Source organism: Micromonospora sp. NPDC126480, from assembly GCF_040302465.1.
In the GTDB taxonomy this organism is placed as follows: domain Bacteria; phylum Actinomycetota; class Actinomycetes; order Mycobacteriales; family Micromonosporaceae; genus Micromonospora.
This window is the reverse complement of the sequence record NZ_JBEORU010000029.1, coordinates 47,497-70,651: the sequence shown is the minus strand read 5'-3', so window position 1 is coordinate 70,651 and position 23,155 is coordinate 47,497. Positions and strand designations below refer to the sequence as shown.

General features: G+C 69.6%; 20 protein-coding genes and 1 tRNA gene. 7 read left to right on the top strand and 14 right to left on the bottom strand.

The window, feature by feature from the left end; translation table 11 throughout:
* Positions 1–92: 92 nt before the first annotated feature.
* Both ABTW87_RS23765 and ABTW87_RS23760 read left to right on the top strand, forming a co-directional pair.
* Positions 93–683: a YqgE/AlgH family protein gene (locus tag ABTW87_RS23765; protein WP_350653161.1), complete on the top strand. Its 591-nt coding sequence runs from the start codon at positions 93–95 to the stop codon at positions 681–683.
* Between the two features lie 88 nt (positions 684–771).
* Positions 772–844, top strand: a tRNA-Ala gene (locus tag ABTW87_RS23760).
* Positions 845–956: 112 nt separating this feature from the next.
* Here the strand turns inward: ABTW87_RS23760 and ABTW87_RS23755 are convergent.
* The 6 genes from ABTW87_RS23755 to ABTW87_RS23730 all read right to left on the bottom strand — a co-directional run bounded on the left by ABTW87_RS23755 (position 957) and on the right by ABTW87_RS23730 (position 7,500).
* Positions 957–2,180 (bottom strand): ATP-grasp domain-containing protein, encoded by a 1,224-nt coding sequence (locus ABTW87_RS23755; RefSeq protein WP_350653160.1) that lies wholly within the window; start codon positions 2,178–2,180, stop codon positions 957–959.
* 162 nt (positions 2,181–2,342) lie between these two features.
* Positions 2,343–3,446 carry a GNAT family N-acetyltransferase gene (locus tag ABTW87_RS23750; protein ID WP_350653159.1) on the bottom strand — a complete coding sequence of 368 codons (1,104 nt, stop codon included), beginning with the start codon at positions 3,444–3,446 and terminating at the stop codon, positions 2,343–2,345.
* Positions 3,447–3,571: 125 nt separating this feature from the next.
* Positions 3,572–5,782 (bottom strand): xanthine dehydrogenase family protein molybdopterin-binding subunit, encoded by a 2,211-nt coding sequence (locus tag ABTW87_RS23745; RefSeq protein ID WP_350653158.1) that lies wholly within the window; start codon positions 5,780–5,782, stop codon positions 3,572–3,574.
* The gene (locus tag ABTW87_RS23740) at positions 5,779–6,759 is read right to left on the bottom strand and encodes an FAD binding domain-containing protein (RefSeq protein WP_350653157.1); all 981 of its coding nucleotides are present in this window, start codon (positions 6,757–6,759) and stop codon (positions 5,779–5,781) included. Before ABTW87_RS23740 ends, ABTW87_RS23745 begins: the two co-directional genes overlap by 4 nt.
* A gap of 6 nt (positions 6,760–6,765) precedes the next feature.
* Positions 6,766–7,281 carry a (2Fe-2S)-binding protein gene (locus ABTW87_RS23735; protein WP_350653156.1) on the bottom strand — a complete coding sequence of 172 codons (516 nt, stop codon included), beginning with the start codon at positions 7,279–7,281 and terminating at the stop codon, positions 6,766–6,768.
* Between the two features lie 27 nt (positions 7,282–7,308).
* Positions 7,309–7,500, bottom strand: coding sequence for a ferredoxin (locus tag ABTW87_RS23730; RefSeq protein ID WP_350653185.1), 192 nt, complete (start codon positions 7,498–7,500; stop codon positions 7,309–7,311).
* A 102-nt stretch (positions 7,501–7,602) separates the two neighbouring features.
* On the opposite strand from ABTW87_RS23730, the gene ABTW87_RS23725 reads away from it, so the two are divergent.
* Positions 7,603–8,853 (top strand): cytochrome P450, encoded by a 1,251-nt coding sequence (locus ABTW87_RS23725; protein ID WP_350653155.1) that lies wholly within the window; start codon positions 7,603–7,605, stop codon positions 8,851–8,853.
* A gap of 17 nt (positions 8,854–8,870) precedes the next feature.
* Here the strand turns inward: ABTW87_RS23725 and ABTW87_RS23720 are convergent, their stop codons facing one another.
* Entirely contained in the window at positions 8,871–9,824 is a 954-nt protein-coding gene (locus ABTW87_RS23720) for a carbon-nitrogen hydrolase family protein (protein WP_350653154.1), read from the bottom strand.
* A 294-nt stretch (positions 9,825–10,118) separates the two neighbouring features.
* On the opposite strand from ABTW87_RS23720, the gene ABTW87_RS23715 reads away from it, so the two are divergent.
* Positions 10,119–11,360 carry an MFS transporter gene (locus ABTW87_RS23715; protein WP_350653153.1) on the top strand — a complete coding sequence of 414 codons (1,242 nt, stop codon included), beginning with the start codon at positions 10,119–10,121 and terminating at the stop codon, positions 11,358–11,360.
* Between the two features lie 89 nt (positions 11,361–11,449).
* Positions 11,450–12,637, top strand: coding sequence for an ATP-grasp domain-containing protein (locus ABTW87_RS23710; RefSeq protein ID WP_350653152.1), 1,188 nt, complete (start codon positions 11,450–11,452; stop codon positions 12,635–12,637).
* A gap of 97 nt (positions 12,638–12,734) precedes the next feature.
* Here the strand turns inward: ABTW87_RS23710 and nadA are convergent, their stop codons facing one another.
* The 4 genes from nadA to ABTW87_RS23690 all read right to left on the bottom strand — a co-directional run bounded on the left by nadA (position 12,735) and on the right by ABTW87_RS23690 (position 17,684).
* Positions 12,735–13,904 carry a quinolinate synthase NadA gene (gene nadA / locus ABTW87_RS23705; protein ID WP_350653151.1) on the bottom strand — a complete coding sequence of 390 codons (1,170 nt, stop codon included), beginning with the start codon at positions 13,902–13,904 and terminating at the stop codon, positions 12,735–12,737.
* Between the two features lie 61 nt (positions 13,905–13,965).
* Positions 13,966–14,928: an aldose epimerase family protein gene (locus ABTW87_RS23700; protein ID WP_350653150.1), complete on the bottom strand. Its 963-nt coding sequence runs from the start codon at positions 14,926–14,928 to the stop codon at positions 13,966–13,968.
* A gap of 38 nt (positions 14,929–14,966) precedes the next feature.
* Positions 14,967–16,211, bottom strand: coding sequence for an ATP-grasp domain-containing protein (locus ABTW87_RS23695; protein ID WP_350653149.1), 1,245 nt, complete (start codon positions 16,209–16,211; stop codon positions 14,967–14,969).
* Between the two features lie 105 nt (positions 16,212–16,316).
* On the bottom strand, positions 16,317–17,684 hold the full coding sequence (locus ABTW87_RS23690; protein ID WP_350653148.1) for an aldehyde dehydrogenase family protein: 1,368 nt from the start codon (positions 17,682–17,684) through the stop codon (positions 16,317–16,319).
* Between the two features lie 225 nt (positions 17,685–17,909).
* On the opposite strand from ABTW87_RS23690, the gene ABTW87_RS23685 reads away from it, so the two are divergent.
* Together ABTW87_RS23685 and ABTW87_RS23680 are read left to right on the top strand one after the other, a co-directional pair.
* Positions 17,910–18,332 carry a cupin domain-containing protein gene (locus ABTW87_RS23685; RefSeq protein WP_350653147.1) on the top strand — a complete coding sequence of 141 codons (423 nt, stop codon included), beginning with the start codon at positions 17,910–17,912 and terminating at the stop codon, positions 18,330–18,332.
* 26 nt (positions 18,333–18,358) lie between these two features.
* Positions 18,359–18,853: an N-acetyltransferase gene (locus ABTW87_RS23680; RefSeq protein WP_350653146.1), complete on the top strand. Its 495-nt coding sequence runs from the start codon at positions 18,359–18,361 to the stop codon at positions 18,851–18,853.
* Positions 18,854–18,914: 61 nt separating this feature from the next.
* On the opposite strand, the gene ABTW87_RS23675 is transcribed toward ABTW87_RS23680, so the two are convergent.
* Genes ABTW87_RS23675 through ABTW87_RS23665 form a run of 3 tightly spaced genes read right to left on the bottom strand, consistent with a single transcriptional unit; the run spans position 18,915 to position 22,988 of the window.
* A complete protein-coding gene (locus ABTW87_RS23675; RefSeq protein WP_350653145.1) occupies positions 18,915–20,501 on the bottom strand; it encodes a class I adenylate-forming enzyme family protein in 1,587 nt (528 codons plus the stop codon).
* A complete protein-coding gene (locus ABTW87_RS23670; protein ID WP_350653144.1) occupies positions 20,498–22,099 on the bottom strand; it encodes a pyridoxal phosphate-dependent aminotransferase in 1,602 nt (533 codons plus the stop codon). Before ABTW87_RS23670 ends, ABTW87_RS23675 begins: the two co-directional genes overlap by 4 nt.
* Positions 22,100–22,118: 19 nt before the next feature.
* Complete coding sequence (locus ABTW87_RS23665) at positions 22,119–22,988, bottom strand: TauD/TfdA family dioxygenase (protein WP_350653143.1); 870 nt, start codon at positions 22,986–22,988, stop codon at positions 22,119–22,121.
* Between the last annotated feature and the right edge of the window lie 167 nt (positions 22,989–23,155).

The window sequence follows — 23,155 nt, the reverse complement described above, 5'->3', positions numbered from 1 at the left end:
CGCGGGTTAAGGTGCCAGGCATGGCGTTGACGGTGTGGCTGACACCGGTGTCCCCGGCCGGTCTCATGCGGCCGGTCTGACCGGTGTCCGGCATGCAGGGAGAGGGGCAGGCGATCGGCGGGCGAGCAACGGAGTCGATGGCCGGGCGGCTGCTGGTCGCGACACCGACGCTCAAGGATCCGAACTTCGACCGGACAGTGGTCCTGCTGGTCGCCCACGAGCCCGGCGGGGCGCTGGGTGTGGTCCTCAACCGGGCCACCGAGGTCCCGGTGGCCGACGTGCTGGGCGACTGGGGTGAGCTCGCCCGGCACCCGGCGGTGCTCTTCGAGGGCGGTCCGGTGCAGCCGGACTCGGCGATCTGCCTCGCCCGGATGCGGCACCCGATGCGGCGGCTCAAGGGCTTCCACCAGGTCTCCGGCGCGGTCGGCACGCTCGACCTGTCGGTTGACCCGGAGCGGCTGCGGGAGAGCATCGGCGGGATCCGGGTGTTCGCCGGTTACTCGGGGTGGGGTTCGGGCCAGCTCGAGCAGGAGATCGAGGAGGGCTCCTGGTTCGTGCTGGACGCGCTGCCCGGCGACGCGTTCGTCGACCGCCCCGACGACCTGTGGCCGATGGTGCTGCGCCGGCAGGGCGGCATGATGGCGGCGGTGGCCCACTTCCCGCCGGACGTGGCGCTCAACTGATCATGGCGCGGCGGCACCCCCGCGATGTGACCGTGCCACGTGACGTGTGTATAGTTCTCCCGTGCCCGGGCGACCGGGCCGACCGCAAGGGGCCGTGGCGCAGCTGGTAGCGCACCACACTGGCAGTGTGGGGGTCAGGGGTTCGAGTCCCCTCGGCTCCACCGACCGCACCATTGTGCGAACCGGTGGTGATCCTGAGGTGCCCCCGTCCGATTCGGGCGGGGGCATTGTCGTGTCGGTGTGGGTCTCGCCGGACGCGCACCCGAGGGACCCTCAGCCGACGTAGATCGGGAACCGGGAGGCGATGTCCTCGGAGAGGTCGAAGACCGACGAGGTGTCCTCGGTTCCGACGATCACCAGCACACCCCAGGGGTGGCCCTTGTCGGCGCCGGGGTCGATGCGCAGACCCACGCACACGCCTTCGCTGATCTCCGTATGCAGGACGTGGGCCTCAGCTGCGATCTTCTCGAGGTCGGGCAGCGCGGTGATCCGGCCGTACGTCCTCGGTGGCGCGATGTTGAACATCGCGGTCACCGGATGACGCGGGGCACTGATCCGCAGGTCGGCCCGGGGCGCTCGGCGCGCGTGCTGGGTGCAGATCTCCCGCAGGTCCGTGCCGCACATCGCCCGGACCAGGGACGGGAAGGCTCCGCCGGCCATCCTGCTCCCCACTTCGTTGAACACCAGGCCGTCAGATGTCTCGAAGAACTCGAGGTGCGTGGGACCCTCGGTGATACCGAGCGCCCGGTTGACCCGGCGCGACAGCGCGAGCGCATCGGAGTACAGATCGGGCCGGCGACTCGGGTCGTGCACCATCGACACCACGCGGCCGCGCCCCTGGCCCAGCTCAATCGGGGGTACGCCGTACTCGCTGACGGTGAAGACCCACGGTTGGTCACCGTCCCACACCGCGTCGACGTGGTACTCCTTACCCGCCACGTGGCGCTCAGCGATGGCCGGACCCTGCTGGCGGTCGAGGGCGGCCGCGACGTCGGCGATCGAATGGCAGAGGTAGGTGCGTGCCGACCCCGAGCCGCCGACCGGCTTGACCACGCACGGCAGGCCGAGCTGGTCCACGATCGACTTTGCGGTGGCCCGATCGACCGGGTGGGGAATCGAGACGAACTCCGCGGCCGGAATGCCGGCCGCCCGGACCAGTTTCTTCATCACCCGCTTGTCCCGCGTGCGGGTCACCAGCTCCGGAGTGGGGCCGGGAAGCCCCAGTGCCGCGGCGAGCTGCCCCCGGCTTGTCTGCAGCATCTCGCTGCCGACGCCGATCCACCGGGGCTGCACGCCGCGCGACAGAAGGGTCCCCGCCGCCCAGGTCAGGTCGTCGACCGACTTGAGCGACGGCACCGTCACCAGGGTGGCGCGTCCTTCGAAGGCCGGCGACAGTGTCGGCGACTCGTCAACGACGTGCACCCGGATGTCGTTCCGTCCCAACAGATGGCCGTGCCAGAACACGCTCTGGCCGAGCACCACGACGTCGTCGCTCATGCTTCTCCCCCGGTTTCGCGAGCCGGGGATAACTTACTCTTGGCCCCGATCGAATCTGAAGGAGCCCGGGGAACGAAATCGGCGGGAGGCGCTCAGCGGCGTCGATGGCGCGTATGGACTCTCGTCACCGGCGATCGGAGGACAGCAGGTGCCCCGGTGTGCCTAGCTGATCCAGCGGGCGATCACGGCGTCGACCTCGGCCGTGAAGCTCCCGGCCTCCGTGGCCGGCATGTCGGACGCGATCTCGGCGGCTTTGGCGGCGATGGCATCGGGCCGGGTCTCGAACCCGTGCCCGACGGCCCACATGGGCACCGGGGACGCACCGCGCCGGCATTTCGCCGGGTAGGCCTCGGCTCCGAGGTTCAAGGAGTCCAGGCCGTTGTCACCGCAGTAGGCCATTGGCGCGTACACGAGCACCTGCGTGTACTCGTCACCGGACCCGGCCAGGCGTTCGTAGTCGAACCCGACCATCCGGATCGCGAGTTCCGCCCCGAACCGGAAGCCGACCGAGATGCCCACGACATCGTCGCCGTCCCGGCACTGGAAGACGACGGCGGTGTGGTCGAGCGCCTCCACATGTCGCTGGAGCGAGGCCAGTCGGTCCGCCTCGGCCACCTCCGTGCCGTACTTGCGGACAACCGCGTCGATCAACGGGTCGATCTCTCGCCAACACTCGCTCAGGCGCCGTTGGGTGATCGTCATTCCGGTGCGCCGGAACCGGCCCCGCTCGTGGCGCATCATGCGTCGTCGCCCCCGGGAGGGCTGATCGGCGATGATCTCCTCGACACTTCGCCCGTCGACCCGCAGGATGCACTCCGCGTCGACGAGGTGGAGGCCGAGCGGTCCGGATGCCGCGGCGGCGACCCGTTCCGCGTCGTCCGCGGTCAGGTACGGCCACCACCAGGTCCTGTCCTCGACAGCGTCGGACAGCAGGCTCGGCAGCGAGGACGTCACGTGAGCCGGCGTCGAGACCAGGACGTCGGAGTGGAACCCTCGCCGGCCGCCCAGGGTGTAGAAGATGTCGGGTTCACCCGGAAGCATGCGCGACGGCTTGTAGAGGCCGTGGTTCTCGAGCTTGGACTCGTGCCGGATGACGGCAGCCACCGCCTTCCCCGTGCCGTCGGTCGCCATCGCGTACCGAGGGGGGTTGACGCCGTCACCATCCACATAGGTCAGCCACGCGGCCGAGGAGTAGAAGCTGCGTCCCAGGGCGAGCGCGTCCCAGTCGTCCAATTCGCCGATGGTCGAGCTCGTCACGATGTTCATGCGGTGGCCTCGCGGTGCGGGGGTCGGTACGCGCTGGGGCCCCGGACCATAGCACGGCAGCGTCGAGGACGATGATCGCCGTCGGCGGTGCTGACGCCCATCGGACCGATGGTGTCCGAGCTGGATCAGAGCAGGGCCTCGACGGTGATGGGAAGCTCCCTGACCCGGCGACCCGTGGCGTGGAAGACCGCGTTGGCGATGGCGGGCGCTACGCCGACCTGGACGACCTCGCCCAGTCCCTTCACGCCGAGCGGGTCGGCGTGGTCGTCGCGCCCATCGAGGAAGATCGCACGCAGGTCGTGCACGTCCGCGCTCACGGGCACCAGGTAGTCGGCGAGGTTGGCGTTGACGATCCGCCCGTCACGGTGGTCGGTGACGGTCCGCTCGAGCAGCGCCATCCCGATGCCGCCGACCATGCCGCCGACGGCCTGGCTGTCGGCCAGCAACGGATTGATGATCCGGCCGACGTCGTACACCGCGAGCATGCGACGGATCCGGACCAGTCCGAGAGCGGAGTCGACGCCGACCTCGGCGAAGACCGCGCCGTACGCCGACATCGAGTGGGACTGGCCGGTGGGGGGCACGTAGGCGCCGATGGCCTCCAGCCGGGAGCGGCCGTTGCGACCGATCAGCGCCCGGTAACTGTCCCGCCGGGCCGGATCGTTCCTGCTCCGGAGGACGCCGTGGGCAACGACGACGTCGGCGGGATCGGCGCCGTACAACGGCGAGCGGGTGTCGGCGACGGCGAGCTCGACGGCCTTCTGCCGGACCTGTCGGGCCCCGTCGAGCACCGCCGAGCCCACGCTCGCCGTGGTCTTCGAGCCGGAGTGCGACGGGGCCGGGGGCAGGTCGGAGTCGCCGAGCCGGAAGACCACGTCGTCGAGGTCGACGCCGAGTTCGTCGGCGGCGATCTGCGTCATCGACGTGTACGTGCCGGGTCCCATGTCGCTTGTCGCCGACTGCACGAGTGCGGTGCCGTCGACGCGGAGTTGGACCGACGCCCGGGCCGCCGATCGACCGGTCTCGCAGACGGCGCTCGCCGTGCCGATGCCGACCAGCCAGTTCCCGTCACGGGTGGAGCCTGGCGTCGGGTTGCGCTCGGCCCAGCCGAACTCCCGCGCCCCGACGGCATAGCACTCCAGCAAGCGCCGGGTCGAGAACGGCAGGCCCGACACCTCGTCCTGCTCCGGCTCGTTACGGCGCCGCAGCTCGATCGGGTCGATGCCGAGCTCATGGGCGAGTTCGTCGAGCGCGGTCTCCAGGACGTGGACGCCACTGGCGAAGCCAGGGCCGCGCATCCAGGTCGGGGTGTTCACGTCGAGCGGCACGGTTCGGTACGCCTGCCGGACGTGCGGCGTGCGGTATAGCGTCTGCCCCGGTGCGGTGACCGCTTCCGTGAACGTCTCGTAGCTGGAGGTCTCGCTGCGGATGTCGTGGTCGGTCGCCAGGACCCGGCCGTGCCGGTCGGCGCCGATCCGCAGCCGGTACTCGTACGCCGGCCGGAAACCCGTGCCGGTGTACAGCTGCCGGCGTGTCAGCACCAGCTTGACCGGCCGGCCGGTCTCACGGGCGGCCAGCGCGGCGATGGTCACGTGCGGCCAGCAGCGCAGCGCGCTGCCGAACGCGCCGCCGAGGTACGGCGAAATCACCCGCACCTGCTCGCGGGGCAGGCCGAAGACGGTGCTCAGCTCCCGTTGGGTGCCGTCGCCGACCCACTGTGTCTTGTCCCAGACGGTGAGCCGGTCACCCTCCCACCGAGCGACGGTGGCATGTGGCTCCATCGGGTTGTGATGGTTCCTGGCGAGACGGTAGGTGAGGTCCAGCCGGACCGGCGCCGACCCGAGTGCCTCTTCCGCGTCGCCGCGGGAGTACCTGACGGGCTCATCGGCCGGCGCCGCGCCCAGGTCGGTGACCGGGTCCTCGGCGTCGTACCGCACCTCGACCAGACGGGCGGCGTGCTGGGCCGCCTCGAGGGTGTCGGCCACCACGACGGCCACCGGCTGGCCGAAGAAGAGCACCCGGTCGTCCTGGAACACCCGCAGCCGCTCGCCGGGCGGGTTCAGGGAGCGGCCCGCGTTGTCGTCGTACGGCAGGGTGGGCGCATTCGCATGGCTGATGACGCGCACGACGCCCGGCACGGCGTCGGCCTCCGTGGTGTCGATCGACGTGATCCGACCGCGACCGACGCTGCTGTCGACAATCACCGCGTGGGCCACCTCTTCGAGGCCGTGCGCGGTGCCGTGATCGGCGGTGAACGGCGCGCGGCCGGTCACCTTCAGCCGCGCCTCCACCCGCTGTTTCGCGCTGCCGACTGCCACCTCGGGCTGACTGCTCATCCCGGTTCCCCCACGACGCGCAGCTGACGCTCAACCGTGCGCCGGAGGAGGCCGACCTTGAAACCGTTGTGGCGCAGCGGTTCGGCGCCGTCCGCCGCGTGCACCGCGGCACGCTGCCACAACTCCGTCGAGGGCCGCTGACCCACGAGTTGCCGCTCCACCGCGCCGAGCCGCCACGGCACCGTCCCGACACCGGCGGCCGCGATCATCGCCGACCGGATCACCCCACCCCGGACGGACAGCGCGACGGCCGCCGAAGTGAGAGCGAACTCGAAGCTCTGCCGGTCCCGAACCTTGAGGTAGCCCGACCGGAGCGGGCGCGGCGGTGCCGGGATCTCCACCGCCGTGATCAGTTCACCCCTCTGCAGCGCCTGCTCGAGCTGGGGCGTGTCGCTCGGCGGCAGGAGGAAGTCCTGCACGGTGAGCTGCCGCCGTCCGTCCGGGCCACGGAGGTGCACCGACGCGTTCAGCGCGACGAGCGCGACCGCCAGGTCGGAGGGATGCGTGGCGACACAGGCGGCCGATGCCCCGAGAATCGCGTGGGTGCGGTTGAAGCCCTCACGAGCGGCGCACCCGGAGCCGGGCTCACGCTTGTTGCAGGCCGCCGACAGGTCCCGGAAGTAGGTGCACCGGGTGCGTTGCATGAGGTTGCCGCCGATGGTGGCCATGTTGCGCAGTTGCGCGGACGCGCTCGACTCGAGAGCCTGCGAGACGACCGGGAAGCTCGTGCGGACGAACGCGTCCGACGCGGCCTGCGTCATCGTCACCAGGGCGCCGATGAGGACCCCACCGCCCGGCGTCGTCGCGATCTGTCGCAGCGGGAGCGCCGCGATATCCACAAGTGTCTCGGGCCGCTCGACCTCCTCCCGCATCAGGTCGACAAGAGTGGTGCCGCCGGCGATCGGGCGACCACCGGCGCACAGGGCCGCCACGGCGGCGTCCTCGCTGTCGACCTTCAGGTAGGCGAACGGGTACACCGGGACTCAGGCCCCTTCGGATGCCGAGGCGACCTGCTGTATCGCTTCAGTGATCCGGACGTAGCAACCACAGCGGCAGATGTTGCCGCTCATCCACTCGCGGATCGTCTCCGCCGAGCCGGCGTGGCCCTCCGAGACGCAGCCGATGCCGGACATGATCTGGCCCGGTGTGCAGTAGCCACACTGGAAGGCGTCCCGGTCGATGAACGCCTGCTGCATCGGGTGCAGCTCGCCCTCGTCGGCCAACCCCTCGATGGTGGTGACCTCGGCGCCCTCCATCCGCACCGCGAGGATGAGGCACGCGTTCATCCGGACCCCGTTCACCAGCACGGTGCAGGCACCGCAGGCACCCGCGTCGCAGCCCTTCTTGGTGCCCACGAGACCCAGGTGCTCGCGCAGCAGATCCAGCAACGACGTGCGGTTGTCGACCTCCATCCGCCGTCGAACCCGGTTGACGGACAGCGACACCTGGCTCGCCAGCCCGGTGGCCGTCGCCGGCACTGAGGCGCTCTGGGAAGGCATCGACGGCAGCATACTCGGCCGGGCCGGTCAGACGACCCGCAAGGCGTGCACCGGGCAGGCGCCCGCGGCGTCGACGGCCGCCGCTCTCAGCTCTGCCGGCAGATCCCCGTCGACGAGCACCTCGACGACGTCGTCGTCTCCCACGCGGAACATTGTCGGAGCAGTCAACTCGCAGAGGCCGTACGACTGACACACATCGCGATCCGCGACCACTCTCATCGTCCGTTCCCTTCGGGACTGCGGTGTGCATTCGCTTGCCTCGTTCGAGATGACCATGCTAGACATGAGCCGGTCCGACGAGCGAGCGGGAGTGCACGCAGGATGGCAGCCGGCACGAGTGCGAGTAATCTCGACCCCGCCCTGATTTTCGAGATCGACGTCAATTCGGATGCTTTTAAGCAGCGCTGGATGGACCACATGACCGAATGGTCCACGCGCCCACCTTTCTACGCTGTGTGGGACGAGACCGTGATGGTCATGGTCGGGCGGCATGCCGACGCGATGGAGGTCTTCTCGGATCGGGAGCGCTTTTCGGTCGAGCTTCCCGCACGGGTGGGTTTCGAACGATTCGACAAGTTCTACGGGGTGGAGGTCCTGACCCAGAAGGACGGGGCCGACCACGACCGGCTTCGCCGGCTCTCCGCCCCGGCCTACGGTCCGGCGGCGATGCGGAAATTCGATCAGGAAATGTCGCGGATCCTCGACGAGATGCTCGACGTCCTGCCGACCGACGGTAGTGTTTTCGACATCGTCGAACTGTTCGGCGACCACTTGATGGTTCGGATCATGCTGGACGGCATGTTCCGCCTCGATGAACGCCAGCGCGCCGTCTTCAATCAGATGCGCGCCGTCATCCCGATGGCGACGACGCTACCTCCCGGCGCGGAGTTTCCGCAGGTCTATGTGGACGCTTTCACCGCGACCAGGGCCACCATTCACGAACTGATCGCCGAGCGTCGCGCCAGCCCCGGCGACGACATCATCAGCCGGCTCGTTCACGCCCGCGAGGATGACGACCAGTTCACCGACAAGGAACTGCACGACGCGATCTTCACACTCTGTGCGACCGCGTTGCAGAGCACGGTGTCCGCCATGAGCGGGCTGTTGATCGCTCTCTGGAAGAACCCGGATCAGCTCGCGGCGGTCCGGTCGGACCGTTCGTTGATCCCATCGGCCGTGGAGGAGGGCCTGCGCCTGCACGGGCCGGCGTTGTTCACCTTCCCGCGGTTCGCACTGGAGGACACCAGTGTGGGCGGCACCCCCATCCACAAGGGCATGATCGTCCGGGTCGCCCCCGCGGCTGCGAACCTGGATCCTTCGGTCTATCCGAACCCGTTGACCTTCGACGCCCGGCGCAACCCGCAGAAGACACTCTCGTTCGGCTGGGGGTCGCACATCTGCATAGCGCAGCGCCTGGCGCGAATGATCCTCAACCGGAGCCTGGAACGAATCCTCGACCGATTCCCGACGCTCGAGTTGGCGGACATCGACTTCACGCCGACCTATCGGGGCCAGGCCGGCGAGCTCGTACCCGCCAGCATCATTATGCGGATTCCTCCGGCCCGGCCCTGACCTCTGCGGTTCGCGCCTCAGAGAGCGGTCCGGTTGGCGGAGCGCTCATCGCGGACGAGAGAGCCGCTGTTCAAGACCCCGGCCAGCGCGTGCTCGCGCCATCGGTGAGTGGAGTCGTACAGGTTCTCGGAGGTGTCGACGGTGGAGATGAGGATCCCGGCGCGATTGCGCGGGAGCCGTCCCGTCGTGACGCCGTCCGCCCGTACGAAGAATGCGCCCCAGCAGCTCTCGGGCGCCGAGGAGTTCGGGCAACTGATCCACACGTGACTGGACGCGGCGGCGGCGGTCATGCTCGCCGGCATGGTGATCCCCGGGTAGGTGAGACCGGGATTGAGCGCTTGCTGCTCGACGCCGATCTCGGCACGCAGCTGCGCCATCGTGTCCGGTGAGGCGTGCGCGGCATGATACGAGTGGAACATCAACTGCACACCCAGTCGCTTGTATTCCCGATACAGCTCCGGGTAGCGGTAGTCGTGGCAGATGGCAGCGCCGCAGCGGATTCCTCGGACGTCGAACACGGTGAAGTGGTCACCCGGACTGTAGTGGGCGAGGTCGCCTGTGCGCCCGGTGCGGTCGCTGGCGCAGAACCGCTTGTCGTACCGGTCGACGATCTCACCCGCCGCATCGATGATGTACAGGCTGTTGTGTGGCTTGTTCGGCTCCGACAGACGGTGCGTGGAACCGAGCACGACCCAGACTCCGGCCTTCGCGGCGGCTGCCATGACCGCGTACGTGGCCTGCTCCAACCGGCCCCAGTCCAGATCGGCCAGGTCGGCCATGTCCGACCCGGCGTACCCGGACAGCGCGCACTCGGGGAAGTGGACGACATCCGCTCCGCGCCCGGCTGCCTGGCGTATCTGCCGGAGGACGTACGTCAGGTTTCGACTTATGTCGGCGTCCACGGGAAACTGGCAGGTCGCAACGGTCAGGCGACCCGGAGCACGGTCGACCCGCTCGTCCTGTCGGCTCACCAGTCTCCTCCGCTTCCGGCCGTCAATCCACCGCGCTCGTTCGTCGAATCAGGTCGTCCGGGGGGTCGTCACGCCGCGACACTACCGAACGCCGCTGACCATGATCACTGTACGGGTTTGCACCCGTTCCGGGGGGCAGCGTGGACCGGTGTCGATTGTTAGGCTCCGCGCCATGATCTCAAGCGACGGCGTTGCCGACCTGCGGCGGCCCGTGTGCGGAGCGCACGTTCCGCACGGCGATCCGGCGCGGCGGACCACCGGCCGGCCCGCCGGGATCGAGTTGGGCGGTGCTGGGTGAGCGAGAGCGTCGTCGGGCGGCGGACGCTGAAGGAGCGGTATCTCGGTCCACCGGGTGCGGGACGGACCATCGCGGTCGCCGGCTTCATCGACATGCTCGGCGGCGGTCTGCACGTGAGCATGCTTCCCCTCTTCCTGGTCACGTTCGCCGGCGTGACACCGGCCCAGGTCGGGCTCGTCGTCGGCGTATCCGGCGTGGCGGCGCTCTTCGCGCCGTACCTGAGCGGCTACATCAGCGACCGGACGAGCCCGCTGCCGGTCTGGCGGATGACCGTGATCCTGCGGATGCTGGGTTACGCCTCGTTCATCTTCATCGACTCGGTGTGGAGCTACGCACTGCTGGCGGTCGTTCTCACGCCCCTGGACCGGGCGTCGGGGAACGCCCAACTGTCCTACCTCGTCGCGAAGTTCGATCCGGACGTACGGAACACCGCGACGGGTGCGGTGCGCTCGTGCCGCAACGCGGGCCTGTCGATCGGCCTGCTGGTGTCGTCCGTGTTCATCGCCATCGGCAGCAAGCAGGCCTACCAGGCCGCCTTCCTGGTCAACGCGCTCAGCTTCCTGCTGATGTTCGTCGCACTGTCCCGCCTGCCCGCGGTGGCGCGACCGGTGCCGGTCGCCCCGTCCGCCACGGCGACCGAGGCGTCCCCGGCGACCGCCAACCCGTGGGCCGACCGGCGCTATCTCACCCTGACCGTCGGCGATGCGCTGATGTCGGTCCACACCACCGTCCTGTTCATCGTCTTTCCCCTGTGGATGGCCGCACAGCCGCAACTGCCCACCGCGCTGGTGGGCGTCCTGCTCGCCCTGAACACCGTCGCCACCGTGCTGCTTCAGCCGCTGCTCGCGGAGCGCGGTGTCGGACTGCGGAACGCCGCGAGCCTGATCCGCCTGGCGGGCGCGTCGCTCGTCACGTCCGGCGCCTTCTTCTGGGCGGCTAGCGTCGTCGATGTCCGCTTTGCGACAATTGTTCTGGTGGTGCTGGCGATCCTCGCGCTGACCCTCGGTGAGAACGTGCAGGAGGTCGCTGTCTTCGAGGCCTCCCACCGCCTCGCTCCCGACTCCGCCATGGGTCGCTACCTCGGTGTGTTCAACCTCGGAGACTCGACCCAGCGCATCGTCGGGCCGTTCGCTCTCACCTCGCTTCTGGTGGCCTCGTCCGCGGGCTGGGGCGTCTTCATGGTGCTGACCGGCCTGGGCTCAGCGTTCGTGCTGCGATCGATCGGAGACAAGAGATGAGCGGATCGGTACGTCATGTCCTGGTGATGGGAGGGGGAAACGGAGCCTTTCGGGCGAACAGGCCGGAGATCCGGACCACCTTCGTCACCTTGCGCGAACTGCTGTCCAAGTTCCGCCGCCTGGACCATCATCGGCGGGTCATCGCGATCCAGGGTGACGAACCGACGGAGATGCTTGTCGAACTGGTCCGACAGATCCACCGCGTTGACCCGTTCGACGCCGTCGCGTGCGTGGCCGAGCCGCTCACGATGCTCGCGTCCCGGGTCGCCGCCGGGCTCGACCTGCCTGGTGTTCCCCGACCCGAGGTCACCGAGCGGATCGTCGACAAGGAGGCGATGCGCGTACGGCTGGTGGCGACCGGGCTCGAGGAGGTGCGCGGCCGGACTGTCGACAGTGCCGACGAACTCGCCGCCGTGGTTCGTGCCGGGGCTCCGGGTTCGGCCTGGATCGTGAAGCCGGTCGCCGGTGCGGGAAGCCTCGGCGTCTCGCAGGTGACGGCGGACAGCGACTTCGCCGCCGCGTTCGAACGCTCCGCACACCAGGAGTCCGTGATCCACCCCGACCGCGAGCGGCTGCGCGTACTCGTGGAGCCGTTCCTGTTCGGCCCGCAGTTCAGTGTCGAGGCCGTCACCGAGAACGGCGTCACGTCGATCCTTGCGATCACCAAGAAGTTCTCGGACCCGGACACCCTGGTCGAGCTCGGCCACGTGGTTCCCGCTCCGCTCGCGGAGGAGGACAGCGAGGCCATCCGCAACCATGTGGTGAAGGTGCTCGACGCGCTCGGGGTGAGCGACAGCGTCACGCACACCGAGATCGTCCTCACCGCGGACGGACCGAGGATCCTGGAGACCCACACGCGGGCGGGTGGCGACGACATCGGCGAGATGGCCTCGATCGTGAGCGGGGTCAACCTCTCGGCGGCCGCGGTCGAGCTCGTCCTGGGCGAATCCGTGCAGGACCGACTGGCAAGCGCCAAGCCGAGCGGCACGTACGAGGCCATCTGGTTCGTCGCCTCGCCGGAGGCGGGGACCTTCGCCGGACTCGACGGTGTCCGAGCCGCTCAGGCACTGGATTCGTCCATCCAGGTCACCGAACTGGTCGAGGTCGGCGATCAGGTGGAGCCGCTGACGAACTCGGACTCGCGGGTCGCGCAGGTCAGGGCGAGCGCCGCCAGCGCGGACCAGGCCGTGGCCCTGGCCAAGGAAGCGGCGGCCACGCTCACCCTGAGCATCGCGCGCAGTGTTCCCGCCGAGACGGGCGCTCACGGCACCGTGTGACCACGTGCTCCGCAGGTACGGCGGAGCGGTGGCGCAGACGGTGTGCGTCCGAGTTCCGCCGTCGGTGGTACGGCACCCGCCGGCAGCGGGCGGCCCTTCAGGGAAGGGCCAGCATCCGGTCGAGTGCCACCCGGGCGTGGTGCGCGGTGTCCGGGTCGACGGTGATCTGGTTCGGCACTCGGCCGGCGACCAGTTCCTCCAGCGCCCAGACCAGGTGCGGCAGGTCGATGCGGTTCATGGTGGAGCAGTAGCAGACCGTCCTCTCCAGGAACATGATCTGCTTGTCCGGGTGCGCGGCGGCCAGCCGCCGGACCAGGTTCAGCTCGGTGCCCACCGCCCAGGCCGAGCCGGCGGGGGCCGCGTCCAGCGTCTTGATGATGAATTCCGTCGAGCCGACATGGTCGGCGGCGGTGACCACCTCGTGCCGGCACTCCGGGTGGACCAGGACGTTCACGCCGGGCACCTGCTCCCGCATGGCGACCACGTTCTCGTACGTGAAACGCCCGTGCACCGAGCAGTGGCCCCGCCAGAGGACCATCTTCGCGTCGCGCAGTTGCTGGTCGGTGCGGCCGCCGTTGGGTTTGTGCGGGTCGTAGACCACGCAGTCGTCAAGCGAGTAGCCCATCTGCAGCACCGCGGTGTTGCGCCCCAGATGCTGGTCGGGCAGGAACAGCACCTTCTCACCCTGGGCGTACGCCCAGTCCAGCGCCCGCTCGGCGTTGGACGAGGTGCAGACGACGCCGCCGTTGCGGCCGACGAAGGCCTTGATGTCGGCGGAGGAGTTCATGTACGTGACGGGCACCACGGAGTTCGCGATGCCGAGGTCGCTCAGCAGGTCCCAGCACTGCTCGACCTGCTCCAGCACGGCCATGTCGGCCATGGAACAGCCGGCGGCCAGATCCGGCAGGACCACGCGCTGGGACCCGGAGGTGAGGATGTCGGCCGACTCGGCCATGAAGTGCACGCCGCAGAACACGATGAACTCGGCGTCCGGCCGCGCCGCGGCCTCGCGCGCCAGCTTGAACGAGTCGCCGGTCACGTCGGCGAACTGGATGACCTCGTCACGCTGGTAGTGGTGGCCGAGCACGAAGACCCGTTCACCGAGCGCGGCCTTCGCGGCGGCAGCGCGTCCGACCAGGCCGGGGTCGCTGGGTGCGGGCAGGTCGCCCGGACACTCGACACCGCGTTCGGAGTTCGGGTCCCTGCCGCGTCCCAGCAGCAGCAGCGCGGTGGCCGTAGCACCTGGTGCACCCCGTGCGATCGTCATGCGGCGGATCCTCCCATGGCAGGCGCCGGCGCGCGGTCCTGTCGAGTTGCCGGGCCGATCCTCACGGTGCGACCGTGAAGACGTAGCGCGTCCGGCTGCGGTACGTCTCGCCGGGGCGGAGCAGGCACGAGGGATAGTCGGGCCGGTTCGGCGCGTCCGGCCAGTCGCCGGTCTGCACGCAGAGGCCCGCCCGCGGCCGGGCGAGACCTTCCGCGGTGTACAGGGCGAGCCCGGGTTGATCCGTCCAGACACGCATCCGCCGGCCGCCCGCCGGCTCGGACAGCTCCAGGCACCAGGCGTCGTCGACCGCCCAGCAGGCGTCCAGGCGGAGCCCGGCGAGCGGACGCGGTCGGCGTAGATCGGCTCCGGTGCCGTCCACCGGCGCCGGGGGGCCGGTCGGCACGAACGCCTCGTCCGTGGGAATGACCCGGCCGGACGCCACGCGCAGCTCGTGGTCGTCGATGACGCCGCGCCCGGCCAGGTTCCAGTACGCGTGCGTGGTCAGACCCACCACGGTGGGGCGTGTCGTGGTCGCCTCGTGCTCGACCGACAGGGTGTGGTCGGCTACCACCGTGTACGTCGTCCGGGCGAGCACCTCGCCCGGGTATCCCTGGTCGCCGTCGGGCGAGCGGTGGGTCAGGCGCACCCAGGCGGTCCGCGCGGTGGCGCCGGACTCGGCAGCCCACACGTGGCTGTCGAACCCCCGCGAACCGCCGTGCAGGTGGTGCCCGTCGATGTTGCGGTCCAACTGATGCGGCACGCCGTCGATGACCATGCGGCCGTGGGCGACGATCCGGGCGTACCGGCCCATGGTGACGCCGAGATAGCCGACGGACGTGCGCAGGGAGGCGAGGTCGGGGGCACGGTGGACGACGTTCGCGAACGCCCCGGACCGGTCGGGCGCCCACACCTCCAGCAGCGCCGCGCCGTAGGAGCAGACCAGGGCGTCGAACCCGGTGCCCGTCCGCAGGTGGTACGCCCACACGGGCACCGACCCGCCGGCGCCGTCCGGTACGGACCCCAACGGGCTGCTCGACACCGACGGGCGTGCGGCAGGGCCACTCATTCGACTTCGACCGGGAAGGTCGTCTCGATGTCCTCCGCGACCGAGACCAACTCGCTCTCCGAGTCGGCACCGATGATCAGCATGACGCACCACGCGGAGGGATGGTGGACCTCGATCTCGTCCCCGCTGGCGTAGAGGACGGACGCACCGAGAACGTGCGGATGGGCCAGCAGCTCGTCGCGGCCGGGTACCGCCGTGAGGCGACCCGAGCGCGGCGGGGCCACGTTCATCATGCCGACGTAGCGGAAGCGCCCACGGTGGAAGTCGAGAACGTCGGGATTGCCGCCCAGCAGCTCGTGGGCCCAGGCTTCCCGCATGTCGACGCCACAGTAGGCGCCCACCATCTCCGAGATGTTGCCGCCGCCGATACGCGACGCCATCTCGGTGAGGACGATGCGCTCGGTGCCCTTCTCGAGAAAGACCTCCATGTGGGTTGCCCCACCACTGATGCCGAAGGCCTTGTTGAGGCGGGTGTTGAAGTCGAGCAGGCGGGCGTAGAGCTCGCCGAAGTCCTCCTCGGGGAGCACGATGGAACCGTTGAGCCCGCCGGACATCCACAGCTGCAGCAGCGGCTTGAAGTATCGGCTCACGCAGAACAGCCAGGGCCGGTTGTCCCGCCAGATCGCGTCCACGTGCAGTTCGACGCCCTCGATGTACTCCTCGGCGACCAGGTGGTGCGAGGTGAGGTCGCTCTCGAACCGGTAGTTCCGGAGCACGTCCGTGAGTTGCTCACGGCTGTCCACCTTGACCGTGGACGAGGCGCCCCAGCCGTTCGCCGGCTTGACGACCAGCGGCAGGCCGACCGTCCGGACCACGGCGTCGAGGTCGGCGTCGCGTCCCGCGTCGGGTAGCGAGTGGAATCGCGGCGTGGCCAGGCCCTCGCGCTGCGCGTGCAGTTTCATGAGCCGCTTGTCCCGGCTGTTGGCGGCCGACTGGATGGAGAATCCGGGAACGTCGAGGAGGCTCGCGAGACAGCCTGCGGCGTACTGCGTGTATTCGGTGGTGCTGGCGATGCGGTCAATGGTGACGCCACTGACGATCAGGTCGGCCGCGACCGCGTTCAACTCCTCGACCGAGTCGTAGGACCCGATTCGATAGATGCGCTCAAAGCGATCGGCAACGCTCGCGGGAAGCTTCTCCGAGTCGCTGTGGGTGACGACGGCATAGACGCGGGCGTCGCGCGCGAGCAGTGGTCCGTACCAGTATCCGCTGTATCGCAGCAGCAGCACGTTCAACGACATCCAGACACGCCTTTCGGACCCCTGGCACGACAGGCGGCAGAGTAGCCGACGCCGATGGCGGCTGCTACCCCGACGCCGCTCGGCAGCGGCGTACCCGACCGGCGGTCAGTCCAGGCGGACGGTGACCGTCTTGGGGCGCTGGTACTCGGTCAGGGCGATCGTGCTCAGATCGGTGCCGTGGCCGGAGCCGCCACGGCCGCCGTGCGGGAGTTCCGCGGTCTGCTCCAGGTGGCAGTTGACCCACACCTCACCCGCGTTGAGGGCACCGGCGACGCGCAGCAGGCGCCCCGCGTCACTGCCCCAGACGCTCGCGGCCAGCGCGTGCGGCGTGGAGTTGGCCAGCCGGACGGCGTCGTCGAGGTCCTCGGCTGCCTGCACCGTCAGGCAGGGCCCGAACACCTCCTCGGCCACGGCCGGATCACTCTGTGCGGCCGCGGCGATGATCCGCCCGGGACGCCAGAAGCCGCCGGCCTGGTCCGGGGCGATCTCGGTAGGGGCGACGACGACGACGTCGCCCTTCGACTCGCTCACGATGCGGTCGTAGCGGTCTGCCTGGTCGGCGTTGTTGAGCGGACCGAAATCGACGCCCGCGCGCCGCTCGCTCATGGCCGCGGCCAGCCCGGCGACGACCTCGTCGTGGCACTCGGCCGGTGCGATCACCCGAGCGGGTGCGGCACAGCTCTGGCCGGCGTTGTACACGCACGCGTCCACGATCGCGGCGTAGGCGTAGTGCGGTGCCCCGGGCAGCACCAGCACGGGACAGTTGCCGCCCAGTTCCAGGCTGGTGCGGCGCAGCCCGGCGGAGGCGGCCACGTCCAGCCCGGCCGTGGCGCTGCCCGTGAAGGCGATCATGTCGACGTCGCTGCGGACCAGCGCGCGTCCGGTCCCGCGATCACCGGGGACCGCCGTAAGGACGGCGGGGCCGAGAATCGTGCCCGCCAGCTCGTGCAGCAGCAGCGCGCTGTCCGGCGTCGTTTCCGCGGGCTTCAGCAGCACCGTGTTGCCGGCGGCCAGTGCGGGACCGATCCGCCACGCCGCCATCAGGATCGGATAGTTCCACGGCACGACGCAGGCGACGACACCGATCGGCTCCCAGCGCACCCAGCTCTCGCGCTGCGGCAGCAGGTGGCCGGACGCCGGCGCGGTCGCGGCTCGGGAGGCTCCGGCGTAGAACCGGATCACGTCGGCCGCCGTGCGCACCTCGGCCTGCGCGTCGGCCAGCGGCTTTCCGGTGCCGGCCACCTCGGCCGCGGTGAACCGGTCGAGGTCCGACTCGATGGCCGCGGCCAGTTCCAGTAGGCGTGCCGCGCGGTCGGCCGGCGTACGGGCGCCCCACCTGCTCGATGCCGCCCGGGCAGCCCGCACGTGCTGCTCGATCTCGGCCGGCGAGGTCACGGCGAGTGTGTCGCGCACGCGTCCCGTCCGCGGATCGACGAGGTTGACATCGACTGCGACCGACGAGGTGATCGTCATGGCCCCCGCTCCCTGTGCTGGCTCCACACTGAACAACAGGCTGGCACTGTACTCCGGGCAGTGGGCGGTCTCGATCCGCTGCCCCCCGGAATGGTTCATGATCCGGTAGCATCCTCGACTGCCGGAGAAGGAATCCACCGTGGGTCGTCGCGTAATCGCCTTCGCGGAGACCCTCGTCCGTCGCAACCTGTTGGCGCGTCACGGAACCGAAGAGGGGGACAGCAGGTGCAGGCGCAATTCGATCCGCAGCGGCACATCCAGAATCTGTCGACCGGGCAGGAACGCAAGCTCCTGAGCAACGACGGCAGCATTCTCGACGGGATTCTCGGAGTGCCGGGAGCCGCCGAGCTGATCGAGACGGGCGTCGAGATCGGGGTCGACCGCATCGTCATGAGTCCCGGGGCCGAGTTCGAGCTGCACACGCATCCCGGCGCGCACATCCTCTACGTGCTCAAGTCGCGTGGATTCATCCACGTGGACGGCGTCGACTACGACATGGTCGAAGGCGACTCGGTGTACGTCCCGGCCAGGTTCGCCCATGGCGTGAAGACGAACAGGAGCGTGGACGAGCCGTTCGAGATCCTCGCCTTCGGCGTGCCGCACATGCCGATCGACTCCCGCGACCGTATGACGGTCGTCAGGCGGTGAGCCGGCCGCCCCGATGGGCGCTGGCCGTGGATGCCGACGCGGTGCACGCGCTCCTCCGCGAAAGCGATGCGTACCAGGCGGCCAAGACGGGCACGGGTGTCCCGGCACGCCGGCTGGAGACGACCCGCCGTCTGGTGGCGGCGGGGGCGGTCCGGATCCTGGCCGCGGACGACGTACCGATCGCCATGTTCACACTGACCGAGACCCCTCCGTTCGACCTCGCCGCCACCGGATACGGGCCATCGCCGCGTCCGTTGTACCTGCAACGGTTGGCCGTCTGCGCCGAAGCGGCCGCGGCTGGATCGCTTGTCGGCGTGCAGGCGGTGCGCCGGGCGATCGAGGAGGCGCAGGATCTGGGCGCCACTGCGCTGCGGTGTGAGGCCAACCCCGACCTGACCGGCACGCGGCAGTTGCTCGATCGCCTGGGATTCCGGCAGCGGGGCCGGGTGCACGCCGACGTCACCCGTCGCTGGGTCCATCTGGAACTGCCGCTCGAGGCGGCGGTTACCGAAGCCGGCTGAGCCGCGGTGCCGGCCCGGCCCGATGCCACATCGGAAGACGGGCGACGCACCGGCTCGGCTGTCACCGCAGGTTCGGCAGGATCTCACGAAGCTGCGGGCGGAGCACCTTGCCGGTGGGTGTCCGCGGGATCTCGGCCAGGTGCACGACCTGGGCGGGCAGAAGATTCTCCGCGAAGTGCCCGCGCAGAGCCGCCCGGACGTCGACGTCCGGGCTCGCCTCCGGGGACCACACGACCGCCGCGATGATCTTCTCGCCCAGGTACCGGTCGGGAACGGCGACGCACGCCGCGTCGCGGATGGACGGCATGCCGCGCAGCACCCGGTCCATCTCGTCGAGCGACACCGCCTCGCCGCGGACCTTGGCGATGTTCTTCAGCCGTCCGGTGATCGTCACGTAGGTACGGCCGACCGCGTCGTGCGTCTCGAACCCGGTGTCCTGCGAGTGGAACCAACCGTCGGCGAAGGCCTCGGCGGTGGCCTCGGGATTGGCGGCGTACTCCGTCATCACGTTGTGCCCGCGCATGCAGATCTCGCCGACCTCGCCGGGCCGGGCGAACGAGCCGTCCGGCCGCAGGACGCGGACCTCGTTGCCGAACAGAGGCGTCCCGACAGAGGGGATCTCGCAGTCCAACAGGAAGCGGCGGTAGGTCTCGGCATCGACGTCCGGGGGCATGGTGGTGGAGAAATTCGTGGTCTCGGTCAGGCCGTATCCCTGCAGGACGCGGATGCCGGTCCGCTCGACGACCGTCCGCGCGGCTGAGGCGGTCAGTGGCGCGGCCGCCGTGACAACGTAGTCGAGGCCTTCGGGCGCCCCGGTCAGGCGCCAGGTCTGCGCGAGCGCCTCCAGGATGCTCGGTACGACGCTGGCGATGCGTGGCCGGTAGGTCTGCAGCAGGCTCGGGTAGCGGAACGGATCGAACCCGGCGTCGAGCACGACATGGGCGCCCGCGACCGCGACACCGAAGACGGTGAAGTGCAGGCCGTTCACGTGATGCACCGGCAGGCAGCCGAGCAGCCGGTCACCGGGGGTGAGGCCGTGATGCCGCAGGAGCCCGTACGCGTTGGCGGCCCCGTTGTAGTGCGACTGGGTGACGATTTTGGAGGCGGCGGTCGAGCCGGATGTACCGAAGAAGAACGCCGGGGCGTGCGGGTCGAGCGCGGAATCGCCCGGACCCTCCGGCAGCGTCGCGGGGAGCGCGGCCGGGTCCGGCACGTCGACGCCCGGGCCGTGGAGTGCCTTGGGGCCTCGCAGGAACACGTCCACGCCCAGCACCGCGGCCTGCTGGCGCACCCGGGACTCCGGGTCGCCCGGATTGGTCAGCAGTGTGGGACAGCCGGAACGCAGCAGCGCGTACAGCGTCACGACGGAGGTCAGGTCGTTCGACGGGGAGAAGCAGACCTGCGTGCCACGGGTGACGCCGATGCTGGACAGCCAGCGCGCCATGTGACGGCTCTGCCGGTCGACGTCCAGGTAGGTCAGTGTGACCGGCTCCGGCCCGTCCAGGAAGGTGAGGTACGGAGCATCCGGCTGCACGGCGACGCGATGCAGGAACGCCGCGAGGACCGTCGGTTGCGGAGTGAGGATGCGGGAGTTCGGCGTGCCCAGGTACGTGTGCGCGCGCTCCGCGTCCGTGGGCGCGCCGGTCACGAGCCGGCTCGCTGGGCCGGGATGACCAGCGATCCGTGGCTGCGCTGGTCGAGGTAGCGGGTCAGCCGCCGCATGCCCTCGTCCAGGATGTCCCAGCGGCGCGCCGCGGTGACGCGCATGATCGACTTGGACAGGCAGAACGTGAGGATCCCGGGAAGCACGGAGACCCCCGTGTTGCGGAGGACATCGCGGAAGCAGAGGTACGAGTCGTCCCACCCCCGGAACTCGACGGCCATGTTGATCGAGTACCGCGGTGGCGTCACCGTCATGGCCGGGTGACAGAGCCCGCCGACGGCGGCGTCACGCAGCAGCATGAGCCCGTCCGCTCGTTCTCTGCGCTCCTGGCGGTAACCGTCGTATGCCTGCTGCAGGCCGCGCAGGTCCATCGCGTACGTCGACTCGAACTCGCCGGCGTGCTCACCGGTGAGGATGTCGACCCCCTCGACGACCCAGCGCTCCATCCGTGCCAGGACCTCGACGAGCGTGTAGAGGAAGGAGGGCGGGCCGCCGAAGGTCGTCGAGGCGTACTCGTAGTAGTCGGCGACGAGACGCTCGTCCGCGACGATCCAGCCGATCTTCAGACCGGGTGCCGACCAGTTCTTGGAGAGGCTTGAGATGCGGATGACGTTCGGGGCGGCGCGCTTGGCGTCGGCACGCCGCAGCGGGCCCAGCCACTCGTGGCACTCGTCGAGCAGGATCATGGTCGACGGCCCGGCGGCGTCGATGAGCCGCGCCAGGTCAGCCTCGAGCACCGCGGCGCCCGTGGGGTTGCCGACGGTCTGCAGCATGATCAGGGGGGTGTCCGGACGCAGCGCCGCGATGAGCGGCTCCAGCGAAGTCCGGCCGTCCTCGCTGGCGAGCGGAACGAGTTCGATGGCGCCTCGGCGGGCGATCGTCTCGACCAGCGGCGGATAGTTGGGCGTAGCGCACAGGGCCGGGGCGTTGGTCTTCGCCTCGTGGAGCAAAAAGTCGGCCAGCGAGCTCATCGCGAATGTGCCGCCCAGGGTGAGGGCGATGTTCCCGGCGGTGTAGGGCTCGGTCTCGATCCGGGAGTTCTCGTAGCGGGCGACGGCCTCGCGGGACGGCTCGCGTCCGCGGGAGTCGGAGTAGCCGTACCAGTCGCGGTCCAGCGCGTACCGGATGCAGTCCTTCAGGGCCGAGGGGACTCCCCAGGCCTCCTCGTCGACGGCGCCACCGGAGAGGATGATCTCGGCCTGGTCACGCAGCCTCCCGTAGAGCTCGTCGCGGAAGTACCAGTTGAACAGCTCCTTGACGAAGCGCACGGTGGCGCGAGAGCGCAGCACGTCCTCCGCCCCGACCTGGCGGCGCACGGCTGAGCTGCGCCACTTGTCCGCCTGCCAGGTGCGGTCGCCGTGCTTGCCGAGTTCCTGGTCGACGCGGCCCAGCCAGAGGTCGCGCAGCTCCATCGGATCGTCGGGATTCTGCGCTCGGGCGTACACCTCAAGCATCCGCTCGTCCACGAAGCTCTCGAAGCGGTCGGGGCCGGTGCTGGCGGCGGACGTCGCGTGGGCCGCCTGGTGGACGGCGTCCGGCACGTCGAAGACACGCGGCGGGGAAGGGCTGGCGAAAAGCTGCATGGGTTCCCTTGTCCGTGGGTCAGCGGTGCGATGACGAGATGATCCGGAGCCGCTTGAGGTGGCGGCTGCGGACCACCGCACGCGTCGACCGGCTCGTCCGCGCGTGGAAGTAGCGAGTGTTGTCAATGACGACGAGCATTCCGCTGCGCCAGTGCACGCCGGTGGCGTCGTCGCCCTGATAGGTGGCGCGGAGGAGGCTGAGCAGGGCGTCGTTGACGTCCTCCGGCGTGGCGCCCGCACAGGTCGAGACCCACTCCAGGGGATCCGCCATGAAGTCGCGGAATGAGAAGACCAGGCCGTGGCCTTCGGCCCGGCAGATGTTCGGCCCGGCAGTGTTACGCAGGTAGCGGGTCTGGCTGAGGATCTCGATCGCCCGGTCGCTCAGCCGCGCGGCGACGTCCGCCATCGACACCAGCGCCGTCTGCGCCGTCGTCGCGTCGTCGCCCGGTTCGCAGCACATCAGAACGATGTACCTGGGTTGCTCGGCGACGGGACGGCCGCTGCCCTCGCTGTGCACCGAGAGGAAGGTCCGCGCGAACGGCTGCAGGTTGGCGTCCGTGGTGGCGCCGTGCCTGGCGATGAGATTGAGAATGACCTCGGACTCGACGTAGGACGCGACGGTCGGGTGTGATTCCGGCATCGGCTCACCCAGGGTCCGTCCGAACGAGAGGAACGCCGGGTTGGACAGGACTTCGTCGAACTGGATCACCGCCAGCCCGTCGCGACGCAGTGCGGCGATTGCCTGGTCGCCGCCGAATTCCGGAAAGCGCGCGGATATTAGATTCAGCGCTGGAATCGTCGGCGGCGGCAGAATCGCGCCGCACAGCATTGCCTCGCGCAACTTGACATGCACGTCGTCGGGCTTCTCGAGAAAGGATCCTCGCAGCATCTTGATCCCCCGTGATCAATGAGAAAAATGCCGCATAGCCCTGAGGAGAAAGCGAACCGCGGTCTGGCGGCGATCCATACAGTACCCGGGATGATCGTTCCGTCAAGACCCGAACCATCCACTCCCGCTGATGGCAGCCTCGCCCGCCGGGGCGACGGCGAGCCGCC